This window comes from Paenibacillus sp. Marseille-Q9583 (assembly GCF_976954365.1).
The window spans coordinates 37,676-60,519 of sequence record NZ_CDRJTB010000002.1 but is presented as its reverse complement, the minus strand read 5'-3'; the positions used below and the strand labels follow the sequence as shown (position 1 = coordinate 60,519).

The following is a 22,844-nucleotide window of genomic DNA, read 5'->3' as shown; positions in this document are numbered from 1 at the left end:
AACCTTATTTTCATAATCATATCTATTAATACATAGCATGTCTATAGAAAAGCTTTGTATGAGTAACAAAAAAAGAACAGCAGAACCAACCTTTCGGTATTGTCCTGCTGTTCAGAAATTCCTTTATTCAGCTGTTCCTTCCGGACTTGCAGTAGGAGAAGGTTCAGCACTTGAATTAACACCCAGTGTATCCTTTGGAGCGGGATCTACAATCAATGTAAATCTTCCCGCCTTGATCATACTTTTCTCTACGATGGTCGCTCCCGGTTCTAAGGTAACCTCCACCTGATAGGATGGCTGTACCCCTTCTGTGACAGCTGTCGCAGATGGATCAACTGTGTTATTCTCCGCATCAGATGAAGGTGTTGGAGACGGTGTGGCATCGGCTCCTGCGTTAGCAGCGTCCGCACCTTCAGCCGTTTCAGAAGTAGTGCCTGTGGCAACCGCTGACGGAACTGGACAAGTTCCATGGCTAGCAGCGACTTTAAAGCTCTTATCCACCACATTGGATGAAGTCATCAGACTAATCTCCGTCGGATTAAATTGCACACAATCATCAGCTTTGGCAAACATGAACACCAGTATGCTGCTCCCCTTATCTCCTTCAACGCTCTGATCCTTCAAGTATACTGAAGCCGGAGGGAGCTCATTGCCTGCACTCTGAACGGGTGTCGGCTCAGGGCTTGTCCCCGGCAGAGCTGTCTTTGAATCATCCGGACGCAGCATACTGAATACGATAATTGCGATAATTACTAGAATGCCCGTGATGGAACCGGAGATCAGAAGTCGAAATCGACTGCGGCTGATCCAGCGCGCCAGCGGGGAAGCGAGCAGGGAGCGAGCTTCATTGTACACATTTTGAAGAGCAGGCCGTGCTGTAGCAACATAGCTTTTACGGAACTCACGATTCTTGAAGGCTTCGCGGTCACTGCTCTGGAAATACTTCAGAATCGCCCGGCGGTAACCCGGATAAAGCTTTTTATTCGATATCGTAAATAAAGAATTTCCTTGAGACCATGCAAAGAATCGATAGATAACATCCTTATCGGTACCGGCTTTATGCTTTACTAATTCCAAGAGTGCGTCATAATCCAGTGGACCACCCTCGCGCTGGCTGGTGTAGTAGAAAGCTAGAGGCAGACGTTCAAAAGGCTCTAGCACTCGAGCTTCCTTCAGTAAACGGCGACCGAGCAGTTGTACATCATCCAATTCCTTAGGAGATAAGCCTGCAAAAATCTCTTCATTCGGCTTCTCTTCACCAAACCAGCGATAAGCAGCGCGGAGTGCATTTTCTTTCTGCTTGCTAATTCTATCTAGTGGCGGCTGCCAATTCACGACATTGCCATAACGTAAGAAAACAACCTCCAGTAAGTCCTCCTGCGTCATTTCAGTAAGGGACAGCCGGTTCAGCAAGAATCTGTCTGCAGATGCTGCCAGATCCTGCATGAGCGAGAGTACTTTAGGAGATACGCCTGTCCCTCTACGTCGATCTTTTTCCGCTTTATCTACAGTGCCATGAAGTTCCGCCACCGCAGCAACCGGATCAGTTTCCAGTTGTAGCTTTTCTAGCAAGTAATCCCTTACTGCATCCTGAGCAAAAGGTTGCTCTAATGCAGCCGGTAGAAAACGGCCCCAATGGAGTACGAAATTCAAAATATCCACAGATCTAGATGCAGCAACTAGTCTTGATTCCATATAAGGCTCTAATAGCTGCTTACGGAAATACGATTCAGACATTACCCGTTGAAAAAAAGCAACACTTAGCTCATCATTACTCTCAATAATACCGTAAGCTGCATTGAGAACATCTTTGCGTCCCGCTTCCACGCTATGAAGCATACCATTAATGAAATAATCAACGATTCTGACTTTGTAATTATGATCCTTGAGCACAAAATAATCCTTAAAGCACTCCATAATTGCAGGATCCGGGACATTCCTTTGCCGGACTAAATCAAATTCTCTGTCGAACCGCTCCAAGAAAATATCATTCAGTCGGATTCTGGAATGAATCGCACCCTCCGCTTTAAGATAAGAGAGCAAACCACTCAGCACCGCGCTCTTGTTCTCTGTATATAAGTGCTCATTCCCCTGCTCAATCTCATAAAATACGGCTAACTCATTATAGAGAGCGAGCGATAGTTTATGCTCAGGACTTTCTCCACGCAGGATCTGATCGGCAAAACTTACAAAATCGTCGAGATCCCCTGGATTCAGAAGTAAAAGCTTCCAAGCCAGATCAGCATACGGCTGACGGGACTCGCCAAAATCTACATTCCCCATCCGACCTGAAACCAAATCGAATGTGAAGTCCTTCTCGATGCTGCGATCACCGGGACGGAGCGAACCTTTTTCTACAAAGCTAAGATGAATATATTTACGGCTTTGCGGCTCGTTCGCATACGTAATCACGCCTAATCTGCGGCGGAATTCATACGGCAGTACGCTATATAAAATTTCTGTAAGCTCCACCGCACGTGCGGACACCTCTGTAATTGGTACATTTAGAGCGATATAGATTTTTTTCTTACCTGCCACAGAGAGCATCACCGCTTGCAGCAATGCCTTAAATATCCCTTCATTAATCCCTAACAAGCGTAAACCCGCTATAGGATCAGGGCGACGATCCGTACGTATAACTGGAATAGCTGACAGCTCCGGCAAGGTTCCGCCCAGCTCTCCTTCATAACTGTTTGCGAAATCAGCATGCAGATAGTCCCCGTAGTTCTGAATAATCTCCTCTGAACGTGAGGCAGGAACTATAAAGTTATGTGCAAAAAAAGCGCTGCGCTGGCCCGTAAAATCCGTTGCTTGATATCGACTCGTCCCAATAACCGTGTCGCCATTCTCTGCATGGAACAGGTGCAGCGCACTAGGATATAGAGACTCATCCTTCTCCCCACGCGCGGCCAGCTCTGCTGGAGCATCGTAGAGACAGAAGGGATGCAGTGTTTTTTTGATAAAATTATTGTCCAGACTGTCCGATTTCGCTACTGTATCAAAACCTTCAGTGGCACGAAATAATCCGCGGCGTTCGCGGGTATACATTTGTTGGGCGATCTTAGACCCTGAGAAAACATTCACGGGCCGTCGCTCCCCTCAATATACTTCAGCTTATGCAGCAGCCAAATAAATGGCTCGTCTACACGAATCGGGCTTACTACACCCTCAATCTTCTGATTCACAGGATTACTGCCCAACGCAGATACTGCAAAATAGCCCGTATTTGAGAAGTACACATCCATCGTATCTTTAAAAGGTCTGTCCACCTTACCAATAAATCTGCGGATTTCTCCGTCGATGTTATGGAATTCATCCATATTCAATGTTTTGCGATGGACATAGTTATTGAACACATTACTGTTGGACTTGATGTAATCGCCATCCTCATCCTTCAGTGAATGCAGCATATCACTTTTCGCAAGAACGACTGCTGTTGGAATGTCAGTTTTGCTCTTTTCCTGATAAGCGATAAAATCACCGAACATCGTCAGCACAACATCACGCGGCTCGTCATATTGCGAGACCCATTCGCCCGGGCGATCACCGATGTTAATATGAATCTTCTCACGGATCGAACGGATTTGCAGCGGATCGACCATAAACAGAATACCGGCAGAGTTCTTAATATGTTGACCGTGTAGTCCGAGATAATCCTGATCCACCATGCCCTCACCCGCTACATCAAAGAACACAAGTGTCAGCGGCGGCTTTTCTTCATCCTTAAAAACAAATTGAAAGATAAACGGCTCCTGCATTTTCTCCTTCTGTGTGGAAGCTAGCAGATCCCCGCGTTCAAACAGCGGTTCTTCATAGAGCGTACGGAACTTACGGCTAATCTCCGCGTTGAGCGGCATACAAGCGGCATCGAAATGACCTGCTGTCGTATGCTGCAAGGTATGAATCAGCGCGGTCATGTATACCGACTTCCCGACTTGGGAAGCTCCGATAATCGAGATAATGTTACTTGGAACCTTACCTGCAGTCACAGGCAGCTCGTTATGGCAGGATGGACATAGCCGTCTGCGTGTAAGCACTCCATAACGATCCGTAAGCCCTGTTAACACATGATCGGTATAATGATGGTATTCTTCTGGAATATCCGCCGGATTAATGATTGCTTCTATGTCATCCACCGTATCGAGCCCAAAGCGCTCACGGTATTTATTCAAGGCATCATCCTCGCCCAGCGCGTAATTCTCATCGTCCTCTCGGCTATGCATAGCCCGAAAGACTACATCCTCCGGAGAGAACTTAGTGAAGCAATACGGACACACAATATCATAAAAAAGCGGCCTTGGCTCCGGCTGATTCTTTTTCATAAAACGGCTAAAAAAAGACATCTACTCATCCTCCCAAAAGTTGTATCTGCGTATCTTGCTATGGACAGGCATTGTCCAACCCTCGCTTGTACGCATAGACTGATCTTACTCCGGCACCAGCTCGTAATAAAGCCCATACTTAGGACCGTCGGTGAAAAAGATGCGTACAAAATCATCCTTACCGATCTCAATCGGCGGGAGTACATTGCGTCCAGGGGCGAAATCCTGTACAAAGGGAAAGAGAATACCATCCTCTTTCCCTGCCGGATGTCCTCCCCGTTTCTTAACATAACAGAGGACATCTCGAGCCACTGGAACTTCTGCCGTAATCGCCATATGTACGGTCTTTTGTTTTCCGAATAATCCTCTTTTTTGTTGAATGGAATAATAGATTCTGGCTTTGCCTGCACTGACCAGCACACGGTTCGCACCGTCACTTTGCCTCACCAGCAGCGTCTCTCCATTCTCAGCAAGGCGAGCGTATATGGTATAGGAGACTAGGCCGATCTCATCCAATCGATCACGGTATCCATTGTTAGATTTGTATTCCTCACGAGTGTAGAGCTTCATTCCGACCGGAGGAATATCCCCGGTGCCAATGGAAGCCTCTTCTGCGGAGGTCTTATGGATGTACACCGCCTGCACGCCGTCCGGCCAGCGCCATCTCAACGTACAGAACCGTTCATCCACTTGAGATGTCACATCCGTTATTACCAGAGCGGAAGCATTATCCTCGGCGTACCTCATCACTGTAAACCCCTTTCAACTACTAGAATCCTTTGCTATTCCGATTTCTCCGTCGATCAGGAAAACCTTCTGACGGTGGATTAGGAGCTGCATTATTTCTTCTATTACGGTAAATACGTCCTTCACCTACCGGAATGACACCTGTAAATAATGAGATGATTGCAGCCAATATAAGAACAGCAAGGAGGCGAATTAGGCCGTCAGTGAAATTGTGCCCGCTAAGTCCAAATTCCAGAATAAGCCCTGCGAACAACCCTGAGATTACGCCGCCAATCCCGAAGCTTTTTGCTAAATGACGGTTATCAAACATAATACCAAGACCGAGTCCAAGTGCAGCACCGATTAGCATCAGCGACAAAATACGAACTGCAGCATAGTATGGACTATCTGCCGTAGCATCACTACGCACCGTAAGCAATGTCCGATCTCCCAAACGATCATAGATTTGCTGGAATACATCACCCAAAAGAGCCGTATCTGTCACATCATAATAGTGACCGCCCGTTATTTTCGCAATATCCTGCAGCAACTGGGTACCGGCAGGATCCTGCATCCCCAGACCAATGGTATTTACGGCAATGCCACGATCTATATAGGTCTGTAATTCTCGTGAGGTGTCGAAATTACTCACTCCGTCCGACAGCAAGATGACCATAGCGCCTTGATTTTTTCTGCCGTCACTGTCTATCTCCTTAAGTGCTTCCGAGATCGCACCACTAATGTTCGTCCCACCCTCAGTTGGTTGCAGATTATCAATGGCAGTCAACACCTTCTCACGATTCTGCGAATCCGAGAGTGGTGTTAACGGCTGGACGACTACAGCTTCGTGGTTAAATGTCACTACCGATACCTGATTGTCATTGTCCATTCTCGCAATTAACGCCTTAGCGGCTGAATAACGGCTGTTATCAGGATCACTCTGCGCCATACTGCCAGAGTCATCGATAGCCATTACAACATTTTTAACTGGTTTAGCACCGCCAAAATTCAGCTCATAAACGAATTCTGTTAATGCTCCAACTCCAAGTGCAAGGACAATCATCAGAGGCAGGAGCTTCCAGGATAAACCTAGGTAGCGCTGCTTCCACGAGGCTCCGTTCAGCCGTGGCGAGATCATTTCTGCAAGCAGACAACCGATGCCGATACCGAGTGCTACTATGGCAAAATAAATGCCAACGAGCAAGATGGAAGGCAGATCGTTGTACCAGCTTAGCAGCCACTCGCCAAAAAGAAAGGCGACCCCGCCGCCGATCAGACTGAAGAAGAGCAGGAGCAGATTGATTTTTCTCTGCATCGTTATACTTCCTTTCCGGGAGAAACCTGAATTATACTCTTATGGCCTTAACATTGTTGGGGGTTATGTAGCCCGATTAACGGGCTGCCCGGATGTGTAATCATCCCCCAGATTGCACTTTGTGCAATAGAATGGAATAAAAGAAACATCTATTTCTATTCTATTGCATAATGTGCATTGGAAATAAGGAGAAATGTCCCTATTCCAGAAATCTACTTAAACTAATTGTATCAAATACAACAGAACTCTAATTAAAGGTTATATCCGATGAATCTATTGCACAAAGTGCAATAAAGAGACTCAAAGTGAGGGTACCCATCTATTACGCCATCAGCGCATCTCGGGAAGCTGCTCTTCACTCACCCCATGAAGCTGATAGCCATTCTGAGCATAGGTTTCATAATAAACCTTACCATTACGGTAATAGAGCAGGTCTTCTAGATGGAAACCACCCATCAGATTTAATTTCTCCACTCCGCTCCTGCGCTGTTCATGCACGAAGCCTAAGCGATAGATGCGGGTCGTCTCATCCACACCAAATGCATAGCGCAGGAATTCAGATGCGCTGTCTCCGAAGAAATATTTTTCCTCATGACGATGCTCTTGTGTGTATTCGAACAGACGAACATTGATCGTCGCGCTATCCTCCAGATTATGGTACAGACGCTTGAACAACTCTTCCTTGGATAGAACCTGACGGTTCTCATAAGCAGCCGCAACATTTGCACGCCGCAGCAATTCTTCTTCGAAAGATAGAGCAAACGGATCAGCCGTTAATATTTCCCGCTGACAAATGCCAATCAAACGCTCCGCTACCGCTTCTTTGCCTTGCTCTAAAAGCTTAGAAATGCTACCCATGTACTTGTCACTAAAGAATATTCCTGACCCACGCCGGGTCTCGATCTCTTTCATTACTTCTTCTGTGACAACTCGATAGTATTCCATCACGTTCTGGCCAGTCGTTTCGTTCGTCCGCCCAACGCTGTCCATCACAGTAATACGTAACTCTTCTTCGAGCGTCTCCATAGCTTTCACACGGGCCACACATTCCACGTGAAGCTGCTCAAGCGCAGATTCCAAACGACTGCATAGCGCAAGCTCACTTTCCATACATAATAGCTCATATTTTTTGCCATATACCGCAGAGAATAAGTAATAAATGAAGTTGCGTACCGTCCGTTTGTCAAAAAGCGGCACACGCTGGAACGGTTGGCGCTCCACACTTTCCGCATAAAGATCCTCAAGCTCATCCTGTGCAGAGACAAGTGCTGAACGCAATCCTGTCATATGCTGACGCAAAGCATGCAGCACACTGCCACCCTCATCGCGATCAGCTGTCCACTCCGCAAGCTGATAGAATGTTACTGCTGGCGTAGCTGTTTCCTGTGCCGCCAATAGGGTGCGCCATCCACGAAGAGGATGAATACCCTCTACTCTCCGGTTAGACTCTGCGACAAAATTATTACGGAAATAAGCTTCGCCCCCATCACCGAACAGCTGCTGTTCAGCTTCACGAAGTGATAACTGCTTCAGCTCATTGTAGGACGGACGTCCATGGCTCATTAGCCCCGTCATTTCACTAAGGCCGTCTTTCTCCGGGACTAGCTGCGCCCTATGCTCCCGCAAACGGTCAGGATCCAGCCCTAATAGAGATTGACGCTCGCGCATAGTCCATGGACTACCCTCACGCATATCCGCTGCAAGACGCCGGAAGGCGTGATACAGCACGGCCAAGGCAATTTGGACATTAGGCCTTCTCACGCCAGAAAAGCCTGCGGAGGCGTAGCCTTGTCTTCCTGTGCTACCTCTAATACCGCTTTTGAAGGTCATATTGTTATAACCACCGTGTCCTGTAGCTTGATCAGAAGTCGGGCGGACACGATTCTTAAGTAGGCTAATATGGGAGATGATCTCATAGTTATCATCCATGCCGTGAGCCGACATCATGCCGCGCTCATTCTTATCGGAGAGCAGATACACAAGGTCAAATAAAGCGGAAGGACCATGACTCACTGGAATCGACAGACCATCCTCGGTTACAAGCAGCGGTGCATTAAACGTATAGTCCGTAGCTTGCATTCTGTCCAATTCACGCAGAAAAGCCAGCCCTACTGAGCTGGAATATCCAAAATTATCCCCTTGCTCCCGCTCATTGATTAAAGCGTAGAGATCCGTCTGTACCGACTTAAAGGACTGGCTGAGTATTGCTCGAGTCAGCAGTGTAATTTCTGGCAACAATACATTAAGCGGGTCATCGACCCGCGTAATGATAGAGAGATGGATCACGTCAAAAGATGAATATAGCCGTCCATAATCCGCTATACTGTTGCTCAGCCGCCGAATAACTTTATTCATTTCAGCAAGATAACGTGTATCCTCATGAAACTTGCGGTAAAGTTCATGACGCACAGTGCGTGGATCTGACCCTGCCATATCCGGCAAGGCCATGGCCAGCACCCGTTCTTTTCCACCTGCATCAGAGCCCTTCTTACTTCTGTCTGTGTCCTCACTCTTCGTGCCTGACACAGCATGTAATGCCATAACACCGCCGGCGTTATCCCATTTTCGTTCGCAGCTATCCAGCACCGGACCGATGGCCGGAGCAACCTTGTCGCCTACGAACAGAAACAGGGCAGGGTAATGGATGCTGCTGCGTCCATCCCCTTTACTGCGCTGTGCCTCTTCCTGTACCGCATATTGTTCACCATAAGATAATGCCAGTGTTTTGATCATAGGCCTATTTCAACTTTCTGCGGATGCTGCCGAGTTTGCTAGTCATACTCTTGTAGAAGCTATACATCTCATCGCCGCTCTCATACTCTACCCGTTCATACTCCAAGCTGTCGCGTGCTTCAAGGAAGGATACATACAGCCCTTCCAGCTTATAGAGCAATGGGGTTACGTCTTCAGCGGCAGTCATTTCACTCGCACGACGAGCTGCCTTACGCAGCAGAACGCTGCGGCTCTTCTCATCCAGCTCCCGGAAATGACGGTACACGGCATATTCCACGTAGCTACGTTCTTTCATCAAGTTGGCAAACGGCTCCCAAGCGTCCTCTTCTTCATCACGATCATAAACGTAGAGTGCGCCTTTCTTGATAATGCTGTCCGTGTACAACGCCTCGATAAATTGATCCATCCACTTGTCTTCGTCCAGATATTGATGGAGCAGGCCTTCAAGCTCCGTTGCTTTTGCAGTCAGTTCAGCATATTTGGCTAGCTCAACACGAACTCGAGAAATCAATTGCGGTGAACGAATTAGATTCTCCTGTGCCATATCTTTGTTAATGCTCCCAAAAATATCTTTAATGCCTTCGCGTTCCAAGCCCTTCTCGCGCAGATTCTTAAGTTCATCAGCCGCCTTCTTCACTTCTCCGAGATTCGGACGTGAAGAATTTAACTGCATATCAAATCCACTCAATAGAGCATCCATATCAAATGGTTTCGTGAACACAACGGAGTATCTGTTGCTTGTGTTCTCGTCTACACCTTTTTCGATGATCACTCCGCTTGCCAACGCTTTTGCAAAGTCTGCACGCACACGTGCGTTATAATCACGTACACGAGAATTGACGTAGGTGTCACCCCATGATTTTTCCGGAATCGGAGAAGGCAGATACGTCCAGTTGTTCTTATCCGTCATCACCAGATGGCGGCCGATCCCTTCCTTATCGAGAATGGTCCGCTCATAGTTCTCTTCAAACACCCGCAGCGGCGTGTATACGAAGAGTGGCACACCGTTGCGGGTGTTAAGCCAGAAAATACGGTTTTTCACTTGGCTTTCTTTGATCGTAAATTGCGACTTGCCAAGCGCATTATTCTGATAATTACGAATCCCTTTCAGGATGCCAGGTGCTTTAACAGGCACGGAAACGAAGCCCCATGATGGGAAATGCAAGCTGCCCGAGCTGTTGCTAAGGTGGAAGGTAGGCACAGCCTCTTCGTCCAATTTACCGGCAATAATCCGCTCTACGAACTTATCCAGCGGCTCTTCATGACCGAATTTCATCACAAGGAAATCTTCCATCGAACGGGTGATCAGATCCCCGAACTTATCACTAAGGAACTCTGAAATCGAGCGAACGATATCAATCTCCTGTTCCTTAACCCAACGTCCGGAATGCTTCAGCATTTCACGGGTGAAGTCGCGAATCAGGTCGTCGCCGTCCTTCTGATCCATCATTTTGGAGATCGTCGCCGAAATATCCGGCACGTTAACAATGTTCCAATAATAAGTTTTGTTTCCTTTATAATCCGCTTGCTCTTCACCATTGATAAGGATGTCCCCATTCTTGGCAAAAATCGAGCTAAGCGCACTAAGAATCTCCGTAAACACACCATAAATCCGGCTGTTTTCATCGTTTAAGAGCTCGTATAAGTCCTCATAAAATTGAATCATTTGCTCAGTACGTTCTACATCGGCATGCAGCCAATACTCATTGATTTTAGCGTCAATATAGGCATTTTTCTTCTTCTCTTTGGATACAAAAGCACTGCGTGCATCGCTCAGCTTCTCATCCGCACTGTCCTGCGCCGTCTCAATATCGCGTGGCAGACGCAGCAAGCTTTCACGTAAAGCCTCAATATAAGACTGAATCAGCTTCAAAATACAGAAGCCCTTCTCTGTGTACAGCAGGCGGGATACGTAGAACGGCCCTTGCTCTGGGTGCAGGAAGATGCGCTCCAGCTCTTCACTGAAACGTCCAACAATTTCGCCAGGCAGCTGCTTTTTCGATTTAATATATTCCTCACGGGCACGAGCCAGGAAGTTCTGCTCCAGCTCTGTATCCATACTTACCACTTGATTCTTGACTACATTGGCATGACTCAGACGTTCACTGTTCTCGTAGCCTGGCAACGGCTCAGGCACACGGGATTCAAAAGTTTTAATCATACTGTCTAGATCAATCCCAAGCTTACGTGCGAATTTCTCTACATCCTCTTGACCAGGCGCCTGCTGGAACATTTTTTCCATTTTATCAAACAAGCGGAAGGCCAGATAAGTCGTCATTTCCTCAATCGGAAGCACGGCAGACGAGGCGCCGATAATGTTGTACTCATAGTTCGCTGGATAAGTCTTGTTCATCTGCGCAATATTGGTGCGGATATTACTAATATAGTCATGAATAGCGAATTCTTCGCCAGACGCTTTTTCTTCACTCGCCATAAAGTTCGTGATGTTCTCAGCTGTTACGTTCATACAGTAATCATACGCATTCTCTAGCAGTTTACCTTCGGTATTCGTTGCAGAGATCAAATGGCATAAATTAAATGGAGCCAACGGTGAATTTACCGTCAAAATATTTCCGTATTGCTGCTGGAATCGCTCCCCGCGGCTGTCCACATTCATCCAGTAGTCCAGCTCTTTAAGCGCCGCATAACCGTTCTTGCGAATATATTCACGCGTGTGCTCGCTTAAACTTTTGTTAGACAGATTCACGTCCGGTGTAAATAGATAACCCAGTGTGTTCACACGGTCAATACCGGCTGATCCATAATCACGTTCAATAATACCGCGTACGATATAGGCAATATCAAGGAACGCTCCACTACCTGTCCCCCCTGATAGACCTGTCAAAAGGAAGACCATCAGCTTTTTGTTCGTGCCTACGGATAAGGTCTTGATCTTCTTATCAATCGCTCCTACAACCTGATTAATCTTGGTGAACAAGAGCAGGCGTCCAGCCTGCCGCACACCAGCGGCACCGTTCATACCATCTGTGATACTCAGCTCCGGTGACAGCCAATCCGTTATATACGAATCAAGGATACTGCGGTTCTGCAGCAATCCGCCGATTTCAGCATTCGCCAGCAATACAAATTCATTCTGTGGATCGAGTCCGATTCCTTTGTATTTCTTTCCGCGATCCTGTTCATTCGTTTCAAAAGCTAGAAACTCTACATTATCCGGCTTGTCCCGCTTCTTCTTCGATATTGGATCTTCCGGCAGCTTAAAGCGGCGGTTAATCTGATATTTAAGACGCAGCAGGGCATCAATGCCCGTGCCGCCTAGTCCAATAATCAGAATCGGATTATCAATCGTATCCACCCTGATCTTATCGCTGACAATCCCGCCGCCTAGTGATACATCCAATTGCTGTATATGCTCTCTTACTACTGGTTTCATATGCTTTATCCTCCTAAAAGTTTTGCGGAAGCTGTACTTCAGATTTCTTGCAAAACCAATTCTATACTAAATATTCGAGATAAATCGTCTTATCTACCGTGTGCAGGGACACTGAAACGCGGTCACCACTCTTCAGCTCAAGACCACGCGAGGCATCCGCAGCACGCCCGGATCTCTCTACAGTAATACCTTCTCCACTGCGTAACAGCAATCGGTCATTCTTAGCTGGTGTGAAAATAATGCTCTCGCTTTCCTTCAGCTCAGGCGCTAATTGCAGCAGCTGATGAAGGGTGAACTTGCCTCTGAATCCAGCAAGTTTCTTATATTGTGGGTAGGTCTTCTCACCCGTATTGCCGTCTTTAACCTCAATTACCAGCTGTCCAACAAAACCACGTGCCGATTTCTTATTCAGCACATACCATGCGGCAGCGGCTGCCAACACCAGAAGAATACCACCAATAATATAATACAAGGTATTGGACGAAGCTTTTTTCAGAGGTTCTTCTTTGCCCGTTCCTGTCGAAGGACTGGTAGTTGCAGCGCCACCTGCCTTCGCGCTGATTTTTACAGGAGCACTTTCACGATAGAAACTGCTTTCCTCTGCACGAACCTTCAGCTCATAGTCATGGCTTTCTTTTACCTCGAAGGTGCCCTTAAAAACATCCCCGGAGTTATCCAGTTCGATTTCCTGTACATCACCTGTATCGATATCTGTAGCAAGCAGTACCGCCTTCATATCTTGATACAAACTACTGAGCGTTACCTGAGTACCATTGCTGAACAGGTGAGAGGTAATATCAATTTTATCACCTTTTTTATAGGTTGCTGATGGCAAAGCATCGATCTTAAGCTCCAAATCGTAGTTAAAAACTAGATTAATATCAATTTTATCCTTTGGCACACCTTTGACCTGAAGCTTCCAATCTCCTTCTTGCGGTGACAACAGCTTGATCAAGCTATAAGTAGAAGACTTCGACAGCACAACATCCTTGGACGGGATGGCGACAGCATTTCCTGAAGGATCAGTTAGCTTCGCGGTCACAGGCTGTGACGACATAATTGAGATATTGGCTTCCAAAACACTGCCGTTAGGCACGTTGACGGTCACATCCTGATAATCCCCATTTGCAGTGATCGACTGCACAGGTACTACCTTTAGCTTCAGATGACTCGCAAAAATTTCACTAAGTATTTGAGGAAGATCATCTGCGGAGTCCGTCGAAAATGCTTTACCACCTGTCTCAGTGGACAGATCAGCGAGTTTCTGTTTATTCAGCTTGCCGTCTGCGTTAAGACCAATCGTATAAATGGGATAGCCATTCTTTTTAGCGACTTCCACGGCTGCATTCAGTTCTTTATCCGATTCGCTTTGCGTCCGGCCTGATGATTTGTTGAAATCGTTATTGCCGTCAGCTAGCATTACGATGATTGGCTCATGTTTCGGATCGCTACCATTCTGGAGCACCTTCACAGCTTCTTCCACACCGACAGCAATGTCGGTATAAGCTCCACGGTCCAGTCCATCAATAAAATCCTTCAAATCCTGTTTATCTGTCTCTGAATTAATTTCCAGCAGGGCCTTCTCCCGCTGCACTTTGTCGGTATAGGCAACAATACCTACTTTATCACCTTGGGTAGATAGCATATCTATGAACATTTTCATCGCTTCGTTCGCGACCTTGTTCTTGTCACTAGTCTTCATGGAGTTACTGACATCGATAAGAAGCACCGCATCAATGTGAGATTGCGCCGATGTTGCCGCATAGGCCTGAACCGCTCCAAATGGTGAAGCAGCAAGACATAGCGCCAGCAGTAATGCCGGGAAGATACGTTGAATAAATGTCTTAGTTGTTCTGTTACTTTGATATTTACGAAGCATAAATAGGGCTCCTCTTGTGTTATATTAGGCACATATGACAGGTTCAGCACTATCGCTAAAATCTGTAAATAGTATGCCATTATGATATAATTAAACCTTGTAAACTTCAACTTTAGGACCGCCGGACCAAAGTAGCAATGATGCATAGAGTGATCATTCTATGAGCCATCCAGACTGCGAGGCGTCTATGAGAAAGGACTGTTCCATGATTTCATACGTCATTCTTGGGATTACGTTCCTAATTGTCGTAATTCAGATTTCCATCTATGCTGCACGCCAACGTAAACCACTAACTCGAGATGATATTAACGACCGCCTACTGGCCGCTTTGAACGGAGGCGATAAAGGCCGTGAATAAGAAAAGACCTGTTACCTTTCGCCCTTTCAAGGCTCCTCGTTACGCTTATGACAAGCTGCGCATTTGTCGCCACTGCGGACAATACACCGCTCTCGGTGAAGATCGATGCACCAAATGCGCTAAAGACTCACTTATTACTGTAGAGAAGCAAGCTGCATCCATTGCAGGAAGAAAAATGCATACGCGCCTTCTATTCATCTTACTGCTTACACTAGCTTCCGTCTATTTTGGGAATAGCATAGAGCAGATGATGTTATGCGGTGCCGGAGGGATTCTCCTCGCTGGACTATTGTACTATACGCAGCGAAAAGCACGGCAGAACGAGAATCTCCGTTCTCTTAACGAGCTACTTGGACGAGGAATTGGCATCATCAAAGAGGGACTGGAGATCAATCGTCAGGAGGCTGTCTCCGTACTCCGTGAGGATGATGTGCTTGCCTACGAGAAGCTACGCGAACTCTCCATCCTGCTTCGTGGTGACAGGATCGCACGGCAGCGTATCGCCTTGCTGCATGGATTTTTGCTTCGCAAGGATATGGATCTAGAACTGGAGCAGCTTCTTCTTAAGGATTTCGAGCCGCTACTAGCCGAATATATCGGCGAAATCGCTAAAGTCCGTCCTGATCTGATCAAAGATCGTACACTGCGATACGTAAAGAACTATGAAGTAGAAATTCGTCATATGAATAATGGTATGACCATCCTTACGGGAGTTGCCGGAGCTGCAGTAAGAATGAAGCGTTATGCCCTGCTCTACTCCAGTATGATCGGCCGATACGTGCAAGATCTGCCTAAAGATCGCTTTATGCGGTTATCCAAACTCATTGCTGCGAATCCCCATGAACCGTGGAACGGCTTGGACCAAAGAGTAGCAGACATTCGTGAAGCCAAATACCGCTGGGACCCCGAAGTTCAATAGACATTCTTATATTTCAAGAAGAAACGGCATTGGCATCTTATTGATGGCAATTGTTTCTCGGTGAAATATAAGGATAAAGAATAAAGTGAAGCTATGGTTTCTTATATTTCAAGAAGAAACGGCATTGGCATCTGTTATGGATGACAATCGTTTCTCGGTGAAATATAAGAATAAAGAATGATGTGAAGCTATGGTTTCTTATATTTTGAAAAAAGAGGCTACTCTATATGACGTTCAAACAATTAATAACCCTGCGAAACTTTATGATCATTTTGTGTATAAGCATGTTTGTGATGCTTGGACAGAAGGTTTTTCTCATCGCCGACAAAATACAAATAACCAAGGAAGCCGACCGTCTCTATGCTGCTGGCGATCTGATAAGTGCAGAGAATCAGTATCGCCTAGCGGCGGCAAACCATTCCATTCTTTATATGGAAGAAAAGGTTGCGAAGCGACTTGATGATCTGTCACCAATCACGGCCATCCGCCAAGGTTTGAATGCCTTGGTATCTTCCGCTAAAGCACAAGCTGTGACTAAAGATTTCACCGGATTTATGAAAAGTTATGATACTCTCCTCAGCTTAAAAGCTACATATATGAAGCCCGGTGGTCCTTATGAATCCTATTATCGCCAGTTATCGACCGATTCAGGCATTTCTGACCAGTTCACAACCTACTTCCGAGAATTTAAGGAGCAGTTTCTTACCGAACTTGCTCAGAGCCAAGTTGGAAACAAGAGTGAAGAAGACACTTTTAAATGGAATCTGTTGCAGATTCCCGATGCTTATTACGGAAGCGCTGCATCCAAGGAGGAGTTGCTAGCCTCCAAGTTCAAAAGTCATGATACAGCTAAACTAAAAGCCTTAGCAGGCACAGGAAACTTTACAGGCATGCTGGAGAGCACCCTCACCATGATGAATGCTTACAGCCAGCATAGTTACGAAGCGCCATGGGTACTTGGGCAGGCAGAAAGTAGCGGAAAGATCATCCTGAACAAAGATCTAGAGAGCGATAACATCACCGCCTTTGCTGGGCATGCTGTTGCTTATCGTAATTTTGCAGGATCGGCAGGGATCACCTCATCCAAAGTACTAACCATAGTAGATACTAGTAAAGCTAAACTACTTAAAAATGCCAAGCGCATGACCAGTAAAGGTCAATATGCTGAAGCTATTCAGCTATACAGTGATCTTGCTCCGCTAGAGGATACTTCTTCAATCATTGCCGCTACAAGATTGGCTTGGAATATTGCCGAGCCTGTACGCCTCCTTCCGGGCGGTGAAGAGCAAGGCAGATATGGGAACGTCATCTCCAGCAAGGGACTACACGATAAGAAGGTCATTGTGGCTGGAACGGATAGCAATGGTGTCCTCTATTATGCAGCAATGAATAGCGACGAAAGTGTCATTACTTTAACTGGAAATATTTTACCGAAATTCGAGAGTCTGCGCAGTCTAACTTTTAATGACCAGCTTACTGCCTCTTCAGGTTCTGGTGCCCCCGTGGTTCTGGCTGAATCTGAGGTCGAAGGTGGACGTACCCTTTTTACAGCGTATGAAATAAAATCGGATGGTATTTCGCAGTTGTTTTCAATGTCTGGAGATAGCTACGAACTGCAGTCCGATAATTCCTTACTCGTATCTAACGCGGATCTCGGAGACGGTGTCGTTGGACAGACGGCACGTTATCGTAAAGCAGATGGCAGCTATCAATTTGCTGAGATTGTTCAGGAGTATGCAGTAATTTCAGCTTCCGATGTAACGTTTCATCCTTTTAAAAAGGTATCTTTTCACTGTGAAATCGTCGCAGATAACTTCGGTAATATGCTTGCTTACTCGAATGGGGTTTATATTTTGCTTCAAGGAGACTTGGGTTCCGTTACAGGTAACGCGTTAGTTAGTGGTCAATATCAGAACGGTTATCAGCTTGTTGGAACGGACATGGGAGAGCAATATGTGCCTGTGTTTGTCGTGGAATCCGTGGGTAGTATGAGTTTTGGACAGTAGAATATATGAGATAACTGCTTAGTCGAATTGTGAGATCGCTCATCGTGACGAATGAGAAACTTTATATATACATGAACCTAGGATCACCATGTCCGCTTAGTTTTTTTGGCCAAGGGGTGTCGGTAGCCCGTCTATACTTGTGGTGTTCTTCTCTTGTCTATATTCTTTCAGACCTGCTTCGCCCTTTTGGATAGACCAACGTTGTAACGTATCTCGCTCACCATCATAACTCATGAATGGGACTGAAAATCCGCAGGAAGTCTGTACCTTATGAACATCAATTAAAATGATCTGTCTAGCTCCAGGCAGAGGTGTAAAAATAGGGTACAGTGCTTCCCATTCTGATGAACTAGGCAGGATTACTGTCCCTGTTCCATACAGTCTCAGAATGTTCGGCGGTCCTTCAAACGCACAAAACATAACCGTCACTCTTCCATTTTCCAGCAGATGTGCGCTCGTCTCATTGCCACTACCGGTCATATCGAGATAAGCTACTTGATTAGGAGACAAAATCCGCAAGCAATCATGACCCTTAGGTGAAAGATTAACATGCCCCTCTTCAGAAAGCGGCGCCGACCCTACGAAAAAAAGATGCTGCCGAAGAATAAACTCCTGATGTGCAGGTAATATAGCCGTGAATTGTTTTCCCATTTGGTGTTCTCCGTTTCGTTTTGGTTTGGTTTGTGTGTGATTTGTTTGATGGGACTGTCATGCTCCATCGAACATATTAAATATACTAGCTACTTCAACTACACTTCCTTAGTTCAACTCCATCAAAATTCATCCACTTCATTCACTCAACAAGTTTTTCATTACACTCTACTTGCTCCATCTCCTTCCAATCGGTTTGAAGCATCATTAGGGTGAATGAGGAGTACTTTTACCCCTCTTTCTTGCTAATTTGGCTCTTTGCGGTAAATGTAGGGTGTTTTTACCCCTCTTTCTTGCTATTTGGGCTCTTTGGGGTAAATGTAGGGTATTTTTACCCTTCTTTCTTGCTTTTTGGGCTCTTTGGGGCAAATGTAGGGTGTTTTTACCCCTCTTTCTTGCTTTTTGAGCTCTTTGGGGCAAATGTAGGGTATTTTTACTCCTCTTTCTTGCTAATTTGGCTCTTTGCGGTAAATGTAGGGTATTTTTACCCCTCTTTCTTGCTAATTTGGCTCTTTGCGGTAAATGTAGGGTATTTTTACCCCTCTTTCTTGCTTTTTGAGCTCTTTGGGGCAAATGTAGGGTATTTTTACCCCTCTTTCTTGCTATTTGGGCTCTTTGGGGTAAATGTAGGGCATTTCTGCCCTTGAAGATTGCTACCTCGGCTAGACGCAGCTAATGTGGGAGATTTTCACCATTCTGTTGCACCACTTCGGCCTAACACTGCGAATGGTACGAAATTTTTACCGTTTACTGGTTAACAACACATCCGCATTTAAATATGAAGCGTATTTACTCATTCCTTCTATTGATATATATTCGTTTTAATCGTTGAGTAACCCTTCACCCTCACCCAAGGGATTCAGCTCATCACCAAAAAAAGGAACTGCCTCTCGGCAGCCCCCAAATCCCCACGAAACATTTCTTTTAGCTAAAGTATCCTTCACCAGATCTACTCAATCGCAATATAAATCTCAACCTGCGTGTTAGCAGGATCAAAATTCCGCGAATCGTAAATTTCAAAATCGCCCGTATAAGTTCTTACCTCTGTAGAGCCCTTAAAATAAGCCCAAATCTCCCCCCATGCTTGCGAAACCACTTCAAATACCGGACCTTTTTTCGTCGTAAAAACCATATACTTGCTCTCCGGAACAGCCGCACTCACGATGCCGCTATCCGCTAAATATCTCTCCCCAGCGACTTCATGCCCAATCACAACGGTATAAGCTCCTGACGCATCACTCTCATAATCTGTATACAAGGCATAGATATACTCAGGTTTAACCGTATCCATCTGCCCCGCAATATTACTTTGAAAATACGTTTCCCACAGCCGCGATAACCCCCCATCGGGACCCATTTCTACTTCATTTGTCGTACGTATGCTAACCCCAGCCAATGTCATCTTCGGTTTTTGTGCAAAATAAGTATTCATCATTCTCCCTCATTTCCTGTAATTGAGTTCAGTATACACAAGGGAAGTGGACATCTGTCTGTCCAGTTAGAGCAGAATTATCGATTTAGGTTATAAAAGCATCAATGGGGTAATTAATAGTATGGAACTACACTCGAAGGGAATGACTCAGCATGTCAAAAATTAAATTAGCCGTCATCTACTACAGTGCCACAGGAACTAACTACCAGCTAGCACAATGGGCCGCGGAAAGCGCCGAGAAAGCGGGAGCTGAGGTAAAGCTGCTGAAGGTGCAGGAACTGGTTCCCGAGGATAAAATCGCGGCCAATCCGGCCATGAAAGCTCTGGCTGAGAAGACAAAAGATATCCCCGTTGCAACACCTGATGATATTGTGGAGGCCGATGCGATTATTTTCAGTTCTCCAACCCGTTACGGTAACATTGCTTCTCAAATGAAGCAGTTCATTGATACAACCGGAGGGATTTGGGGCAAAGGACTCACGGTAAACAAAGTCGTCAGCGCCATGAGCTCAGCACAGAATCCACATGGCGGACAGGAAGCAACGATCTTGGCACTCTACACATCGATGTATCACTGGGGAGCGATTGTCGCAGCTCCAGGCTACACAGATCCCGTCACATTTGGAGCGGGAGGCAACCCGTACGGAACAAGCGTCAGTGTAGATGGAGACGGTAAAATGATCGAAGAGCAGGATCGGATCCGTGATGCTGTTTTTCATCAAGCGAAGCGCACCGTTGAAGTGGCCGGCTGGGTCCAAGCAGGCAAAAGTAAAAACGCGAATAGTCAGAACTAGACTTCCACCTATCGTTCGATATAGCAAACACCCCTCGGAGCTACCTTTGTAGCGTGTAAAAACCGAGGGGTGTTGTTTATTTTATTTACTCTCCAGGATACTTAAGACCCCACTGCTCACGCACTTGATCCAGCAGTTTCAGAATCGCTAACGATTCATCCAATGTCATCACCGGACTCTCTGTAAGCTCTGCCTGAAGACAACGTCCTACTTCCTCCGCTTCAAAACAATATCCAATAGAAGCACGGTCATCCACAAAGCTCTCTACCTTCTCATCTCCTATATAAAGCGCAGCCGATTTCGGGTTCACTAATGTACCCTCTACAATAATACGGCCTTCTGTGCCAAACACATGCGCTTCCTCCAGCGTATTAAGACGAATACCACCGTTCAACGAAGCAGTTTTTCCATTGCCATAATTCAGCAGCATGGAGAAATGCTCGTCCACTCCAGTCTCACCAATATGCACCGTACTGGAGATAGATTCAGGATGAGGTCCAAACACCATCGAGGCAAAAGAAACCGGATAAATCCCAACATCCAGCAGCGCGCCTCCGCCCAGCTTCGGATTCAGCAATCTGCTTTCCGGATTCCAGTCGGTGCGAAATCCTAAGTCTGCCTTCACCAAGCGAACTTCACCGATTCTACCCTCGGCGATCCATTCTCTAACCTTCACAATCGCCGGGATGTAACGACTCCACATGGCCTCCATCAGGAACAGCTTATGATCTCTAGCGTAGGCCACTACTTCTTCCAATTCTCCGCTATTCACGGTAAAAGGCTTCTCACATAGGACGGCTTTGCCTGCACGTAGCGCCAATAATGCATTTTCTTTGTGAAAAGGATGTGGCGTTCCAATATATACCGCGTCTACATTCGGGTCATTTACCAATTCCTCATAAGTAGCATAAGCATGTGGTACTCCATGATCCCTCGCGAATTTATCTGCACTTTCCTGTGAACGCGAACCCACGGCATATGCCACGCCATTGCTGGCGTGAGCTAAATCAGTAACAAACTGATGGGCAATCCAGCCTGTACTGAGAATTCCCCATTTTACCTTGTAAGCGTTATCCATTTTCATTTGCATGTTCCTCCTAATCCTTCTGCTAAGTCTCTTTAATTCTATCAGACCATTCTAATAAATGTATAGGAACTGATGCCAGCAAACACCACTGTCACCACCAAAATAGCAATATTCCAGATCCTGCTCAAAGCTGCTGAATGCTCGTTAGAGCTCTGAATAAACGCTTTTTGCAAAAGGAACTGCAAGAGTTTCATGATTATAAATCCCAAACATCCAAGCCCGCTTTGCAAAATAACCTCCAGACTAGACTTACTTACAAATCTATCAGCCATGTTCCCATCGTAATGAATCGGGACCCTATCAGGCATTTTGGAATATAGGAATAAATAAATAGCTACAGGAATTAAGGCTACCACACCGCTTAAGATCATCATCAGTTTGGTTTTGGACAACATTAATAACCTCCTTATACGGAACAATAATCTCTAGTTATTCTCCTTCCACTTCAATCAAAAATATCCGTTCCTTAAATCCACCACGACGTTCAGCTTTCTCCGCACGAAGCTCCTCCAGCTCTGCGCTATTACTTCCATGGGTCTCCGCCAGCGCTTGAATTACTTCCAGCATGTCGGCAAGCTCCTCTAGAGCTTCTTCATTACTCACTGCCCGTAAATACTCCTCCGACTCTTCTTTCAATTTTTTACGTAGTTCAGTTATGTATTCTTTGGACTCTAATATTCTTGTTCTAAAGTCTTTACCTTGAGAAGCTATCAGGTTAGGGATTCCGTCACGCACTAGCTTTTCATATACGGGCACTTAAGTTCTTCCTTTCTATTTGATGTTCAGACTGCCTTCACACTTGATCTGACCCCACCATTAGCCGTACTACAAAAGGAATATCTGCAGGAGCAAAAGTGAACTGACCGAGTGCAATTGGAAACACCCACCTATATTCATCGTGATCGACAAGTTCAATTACACCTCCCAAATATCGGGCTTTCCAAGCAAACAGTCTGATCTCGACACTTCCATAGTTGTGCTCGTTCACGCCAAAGCTTTCATAGGGAAGGATTGTTATCCCCATCTCCTCCTGAAGCTCTCTTTGCAGACAATCTGCGATGCTTTCATCCTGCTCTATTTTGCCGCCAGGAAATTCCCACAGACCTGCCTGAGATTTACCTTGCCTGCGCCGAGCAATAAGAATCTGTCCTTCTTCATTATGTATAATCGCTGCCGCCACCTGGATCACAAGGAACACCTCCTTTATTGCTATACATTAGACAGATAC

The 22,844-nt window shown here is 46.0% G+C and carries 17 protein-coding genes; 4 read left to right on the top strand and 13 right to left on the bottom strand.

Going from position 1 to position 22,844, the window contains the following annotated elements:
* Nucleotides 1–123: 123 nt before the first annotated feature.
* The 7 genes from ACWNM1_RS02075 to ACWNM1_RS02045 form a co-directional block, all read right to left on the bottom strand.
* On the bottom strand, nucleotides 124–3,084 hold the full coding sequence (locus ACWNM1_RS02075) for a GAP1-N2 domain-containing protein (RefSeq protein WP_449599489.1): 2,961 nt from the start codon (nucleotides 3,082–3,084) through the stop codon (nucleotides 124–126).
* Nucleotides 3,081–4,343 (bottom strand): TRAFAC clade GTPase domain-containing protein, encoded by a 1,263-nt coding sequence (locus ACWNM1_RS02070; protein WP_042124368.1) that lies wholly within the window; start codon nucleotides 4,341–4,343, stop codon nucleotides 3,081–3,083. The genes ACWNM1_RS02075 and ACWNM1_RS02070 overlap by 4 nt, the downstream gene beginning before the upstream one ends.
* A gap of 84 nt (nucleotides 4,344–4,427) precedes the next feature.
* Nucleotides 4,428–5,069 carry a beta-mannanase gene (locus tag ACWNM1_RS02065; protein ID WP_449599488.1) on the bottom strand — a complete coding sequence of 214 codons (642 nt, stop codon included), beginning with the start codon at nucleotides 5,067–5,069 and terminating at the stop codon, nucleotides 4,428–4,430.
* 22 nt (nucleotides 5,070–5,091) lie between these two features.
* Nucleotides 5,092–6,363 (bottom strand): vWA domain-containing protein, encoded by a 1,272-nt coding sequence (locus ACWNM1_RS02060; RefSeq protein ID WP_449599486.1) that lies wholly within the window; start codon nucleotides 6,361–6,363, stop codon nucleotides 5,092–5,094.
* Between the two features lie 330 nt (nucleotides 6,364–6,693).
* A complete protein-coding gene (locus tag ACWNM1_RS02055) occupies nucleotides 6,694–9,096 on the bottom strand; it encodes a transcription initiation factor TFIID (protein WP_449599484.1) in 2,403 nt (800 codons plus the stop codon).
* Between the two features lie 4 nt (nucleotides 9,097–9,100).
* A complete protein-coding gene (locus tag ACWNM1_RS02050) occupies nucleotides 9,101–12,490 on the bottom strand; it encodes a tubulin-like doman-containing protein (RefSeq protein WP_449599482.1) in 3,390 nt (1,129 codons plus the stop codon).
* Nucleotides 12,491–12,551: 61 nt separating this feature from the next.
* Nucleotides 12,552–14,369 carry a vWA domain-containing protein gene (locus ACWNM1_RS02045; protein WP_449599480.1) on the bottom strand — a complete coding sequence of 606 codons (1,818 nt, stop codon included), beginning with the start codon at nucleotides 14,367–14,369 and terminating at the stop codon, nucleotides 12,552–12,554.
* A gap of 187 nt (nucleotides 14,370–14,556) precedes the next feature.
* Here ACWNM1_RS02045 and ACWNM1_RS02040 point away from each other — a divergent pair, with 187 nt between their 5' ends.
* The 3 genes from ACWNM1_RS02040 (at nucleotide 14,557) to ACWNM1_RS02030 (ending at nucleotide 17,652) form a co-directional block, all read left to right on the top strand.
* Nucleotides 14,557–14,727: a hypothetical protein gene (locus tag ACWNM1_RS02040; RefSeq protein WP_156113055.1), complete on the top strand. Its 171-nt coding sequence runs from the start codon at nucleotides 14,557–14,559 to the stop codon at nucleotides 14,725–14,727.
* The gene (locus ACWNM1_RS02035) at nucleotides 14,720–15,646 is read left to right on the top strand and encodes a hypothetical protein (protein ID WP_449599478.1); all 927 of its coding nucleotides are present in this window, start codon (nucleotides 14,720–14,722) and stop codon (nucleotides 15,644–15,646) included. The genes ACWNM1_RS02040 and ACWNM1_RS02035 overlap by 8 nt, the downstream gene beginning before the upstream one ends.
* Before the next feature lie 227 nt (nucleotides 15,647–15,873).
* Nucleotides 15,874–17,652, top strand: a complete 1,779-nt coding sequence (locus tag ACWNM1_RS02030; protein WP_449599476.1) for a hypothetical protein — start codon at nucleotides 15,874–15,876, stop codon at nucleotides 17,650–17,652.
* Nucleotides 17,653–17,748: 96 nt separating this feature from the next.
* Here ACWNM1_RS02030 and ACWNM1_RS02025 read toward each other — a convergent pair whose 3' ends face one another.
* Both ACWNM1_RS02025 and ACWNM1_RS02020 read right to left on the bottom strand, forming a co-directional pair.
* Nucleotides 17,749–18,303, bottom strand: a complete 555-nt coding sequence (locus ACWNM1_RS02025; protein ID WP_449599474.1) for a pyridoxamine 5'-phosphate oxidase family protein — start codon at nucleotides 18,301–18,303, stop codon at nucleotides 17,749–17,751.
* A gap of 949 nt (nucleotides 18,304–19,252) precedes the next feature.
* Complete coding sequence (locus tag ACWNM1_RS02020) at nucleotides 19,253–19,738, bottom strand: GyrI-like domain-containing protein (RefSeq protein ID WP_449599472.1); 486 nt, start codon at nucleotides 19,736–19,738, stop codon at nucleotides 19,253–19,255.
* A gap of 149 nt (nucleotides 19,739–19,887) precedes the next feature.
* Here ACWNM1_RS02020 and wrbA point away from each other — a divergent pair, with 149 nt between their 5' ends.
* Nucleotides 19,888–20,529, top strand: a complete 642-nt coding sequence (gene wrbA / locus ACWNM1_RS02015) for an NAD(P)H:quinone oxidoreductase type IV (RefSeq protein ID WP_076299112.1) — start codon at nucleotides 19,888–19,890, stop codon at nucleotides 20,527–20,529.
* An 85-nt stretch (nucleotides 20,530–20,614) separates the two neighbouring features.
* Here wrbA and ACWNM1_RS02010 read toward each other — a convergent pair whose 3' ends face one another.
* The 4 genes from ACWNM1_RS02010 to mutT are packed head-to-tail and all read right to left on the bottom strand — an operon-like array spanning nucleotide 20,615 to nucleotide 22,805.
* Nucleotides 20,615–21,613 (bottom strand): Gfo/Idh/MocA family protein, encoded by a 999-nt coding sequence (locus ACWNM1_RS02010; protein ID WP_449599469.1) that lies wholly within the window; start codon nucleotides 21,611–21,613, stop codon nucleotides 20,615–20,617.
* 44 nt (nucleotides 21,614–21,657) lie between these two features.
* Nucleotides 21,658–22,011 carry a DUF1648 domain-containing protein gene (locus tag ACWNM1_RS02005; protein ID WP_339800679.1) on the bottom strand — a complete coding sequence of 118 codons (354 nt, stop codon included), beginning with the start codon at nucleotides 22,009–22,011 and terminating at the stop codon, nucleotides 21,658–21,660.
* 34 nt (nucleotides 22,012–22,045) lie between these two features.
* The gene (locus ACWNM1_RS02000) at nucleotides 22,046–22,372 is read right to left on the bottom strand and encodes a nucleoside triphosphate pyrophosphohydrolase (protein ID WP_449599467.1); all 327 of its coding nucleotides are present in this window, start codon (nucleotides 22,370–22,372) and stop codon (nucleotides 22,046–22,048) included.
* Nucleotides 22,373–22,409: 37 nt separating this feature from the next.
* Nucleotides 22,410–22,805, bottom strand: coding sequence for an 8-oxo-dGTP diphosphatase MutT (gene mutT, locus ACWNM1_RS01995; RefSeq protein ID WP_449599465.1), 396 nt, complete (start codon nucleotides 22,803–22,805; stop codon nucleotides 22,410–22,412).
* Nucleotides 22,806–22,844 lie beyond the last annotated feature (39 nt).

Excerpts from the sequence above, each read along its gene's own strand:
- ACWNM1_RS02040 (WP_156113055.1), top strand. The coding sequence starts at position 14,557 with ATGAGAAAGGACTGTTCCATGATTTCATACGTCATTCTTGGGATTACG.
- wrbA (WP_076299112.1), top strand. The coding sequence starts at position 19,888 with ATGTCAAAAATTAAATTAGCCGTCATCTACTACAGTGCCACAGGAACT.
- ACWNM1_RS02005 (WP_339800679.1), bottom strand. The coding sequence starts at position 22,011 with ATGTTGTCCAAAACCAAACTGATGATGATCTTAAGCGGTGTGGTAGCC.
- ACWNM1_RS02020 (WP_449599472.1), bottom strand. The coding sequence starts at position 19,738 with ATGATGAATACTTATTTTGCACAAAAACCGAAGATGACATTGGCTGGG.
- ACWNM1_RS02055 (WP_449599484.1), bottom strand. The coding sequence starts at position 9,096 with ATGATCAAAACACTGGCATTATCTTATGGTGAACAATATGCGGTACAG.
- ACWNM1_RS02025 (WP_449599474.1), bottom strand. The coding sequence starts at position 18,303 with ATGGGAAAACAATTCACGGCTATATTACCTGCACATCAGGAGTTTATT.
- ACWNM1_RS02060 (WP_449599486.1), bottom strand. The coding sequence starts at position 6,363 with ATGCAGAGAAAAATCAATCTGCTCCTGCTCTTCTTCAGTCTGATCGGC.
- ACWNM1_RS02045 (WP_449599480.1), bottom strand. The coding sequence starts at position 14,369 with ATGCTTCGTAAATATCAAAGTAACAGAACAACTAAGACATTTATTCAA.
- ACWNM1_RS02010 (WP_449599469.1), bottom strand. The coding sequence starts at position 21,613 with ATGAAAATGGATAACGCTTACAAGGTAAAATGGGGAATTCTCAGTACA.
- ACWNM1_RS02070 (WP_042124368.1), bottom strand. The coding sequence starts at position 4,343 with ATGTCTTTTTTTAGCCGTTTTATGAAAAAGAATCAGCCGGAGCCAAGG.
- ACWNM1_RS02050 (WP_449599482.1), bottom strand. The coding sequence starts at position 12,490 with ATGAAACCAGTAGTAAGAGAGCATATACAGCAATTGGATGTATCACTA.
- ACWNM1_RS02030 (WP_449599476.1), top strand. The coding sequence starts at position 15,874 with ATGACGTTCAAACAATTAATAACCCTGCGAAACTTTATGATCATTTTG.
- ACWNM1_RS02065 (WP_449599488.1), bottom strand. The coding sequence starts at position 5,069 with ATGAGGTACGCCGAGGATAATGCTTCCGCTCTGGTAATAACGGATGTG.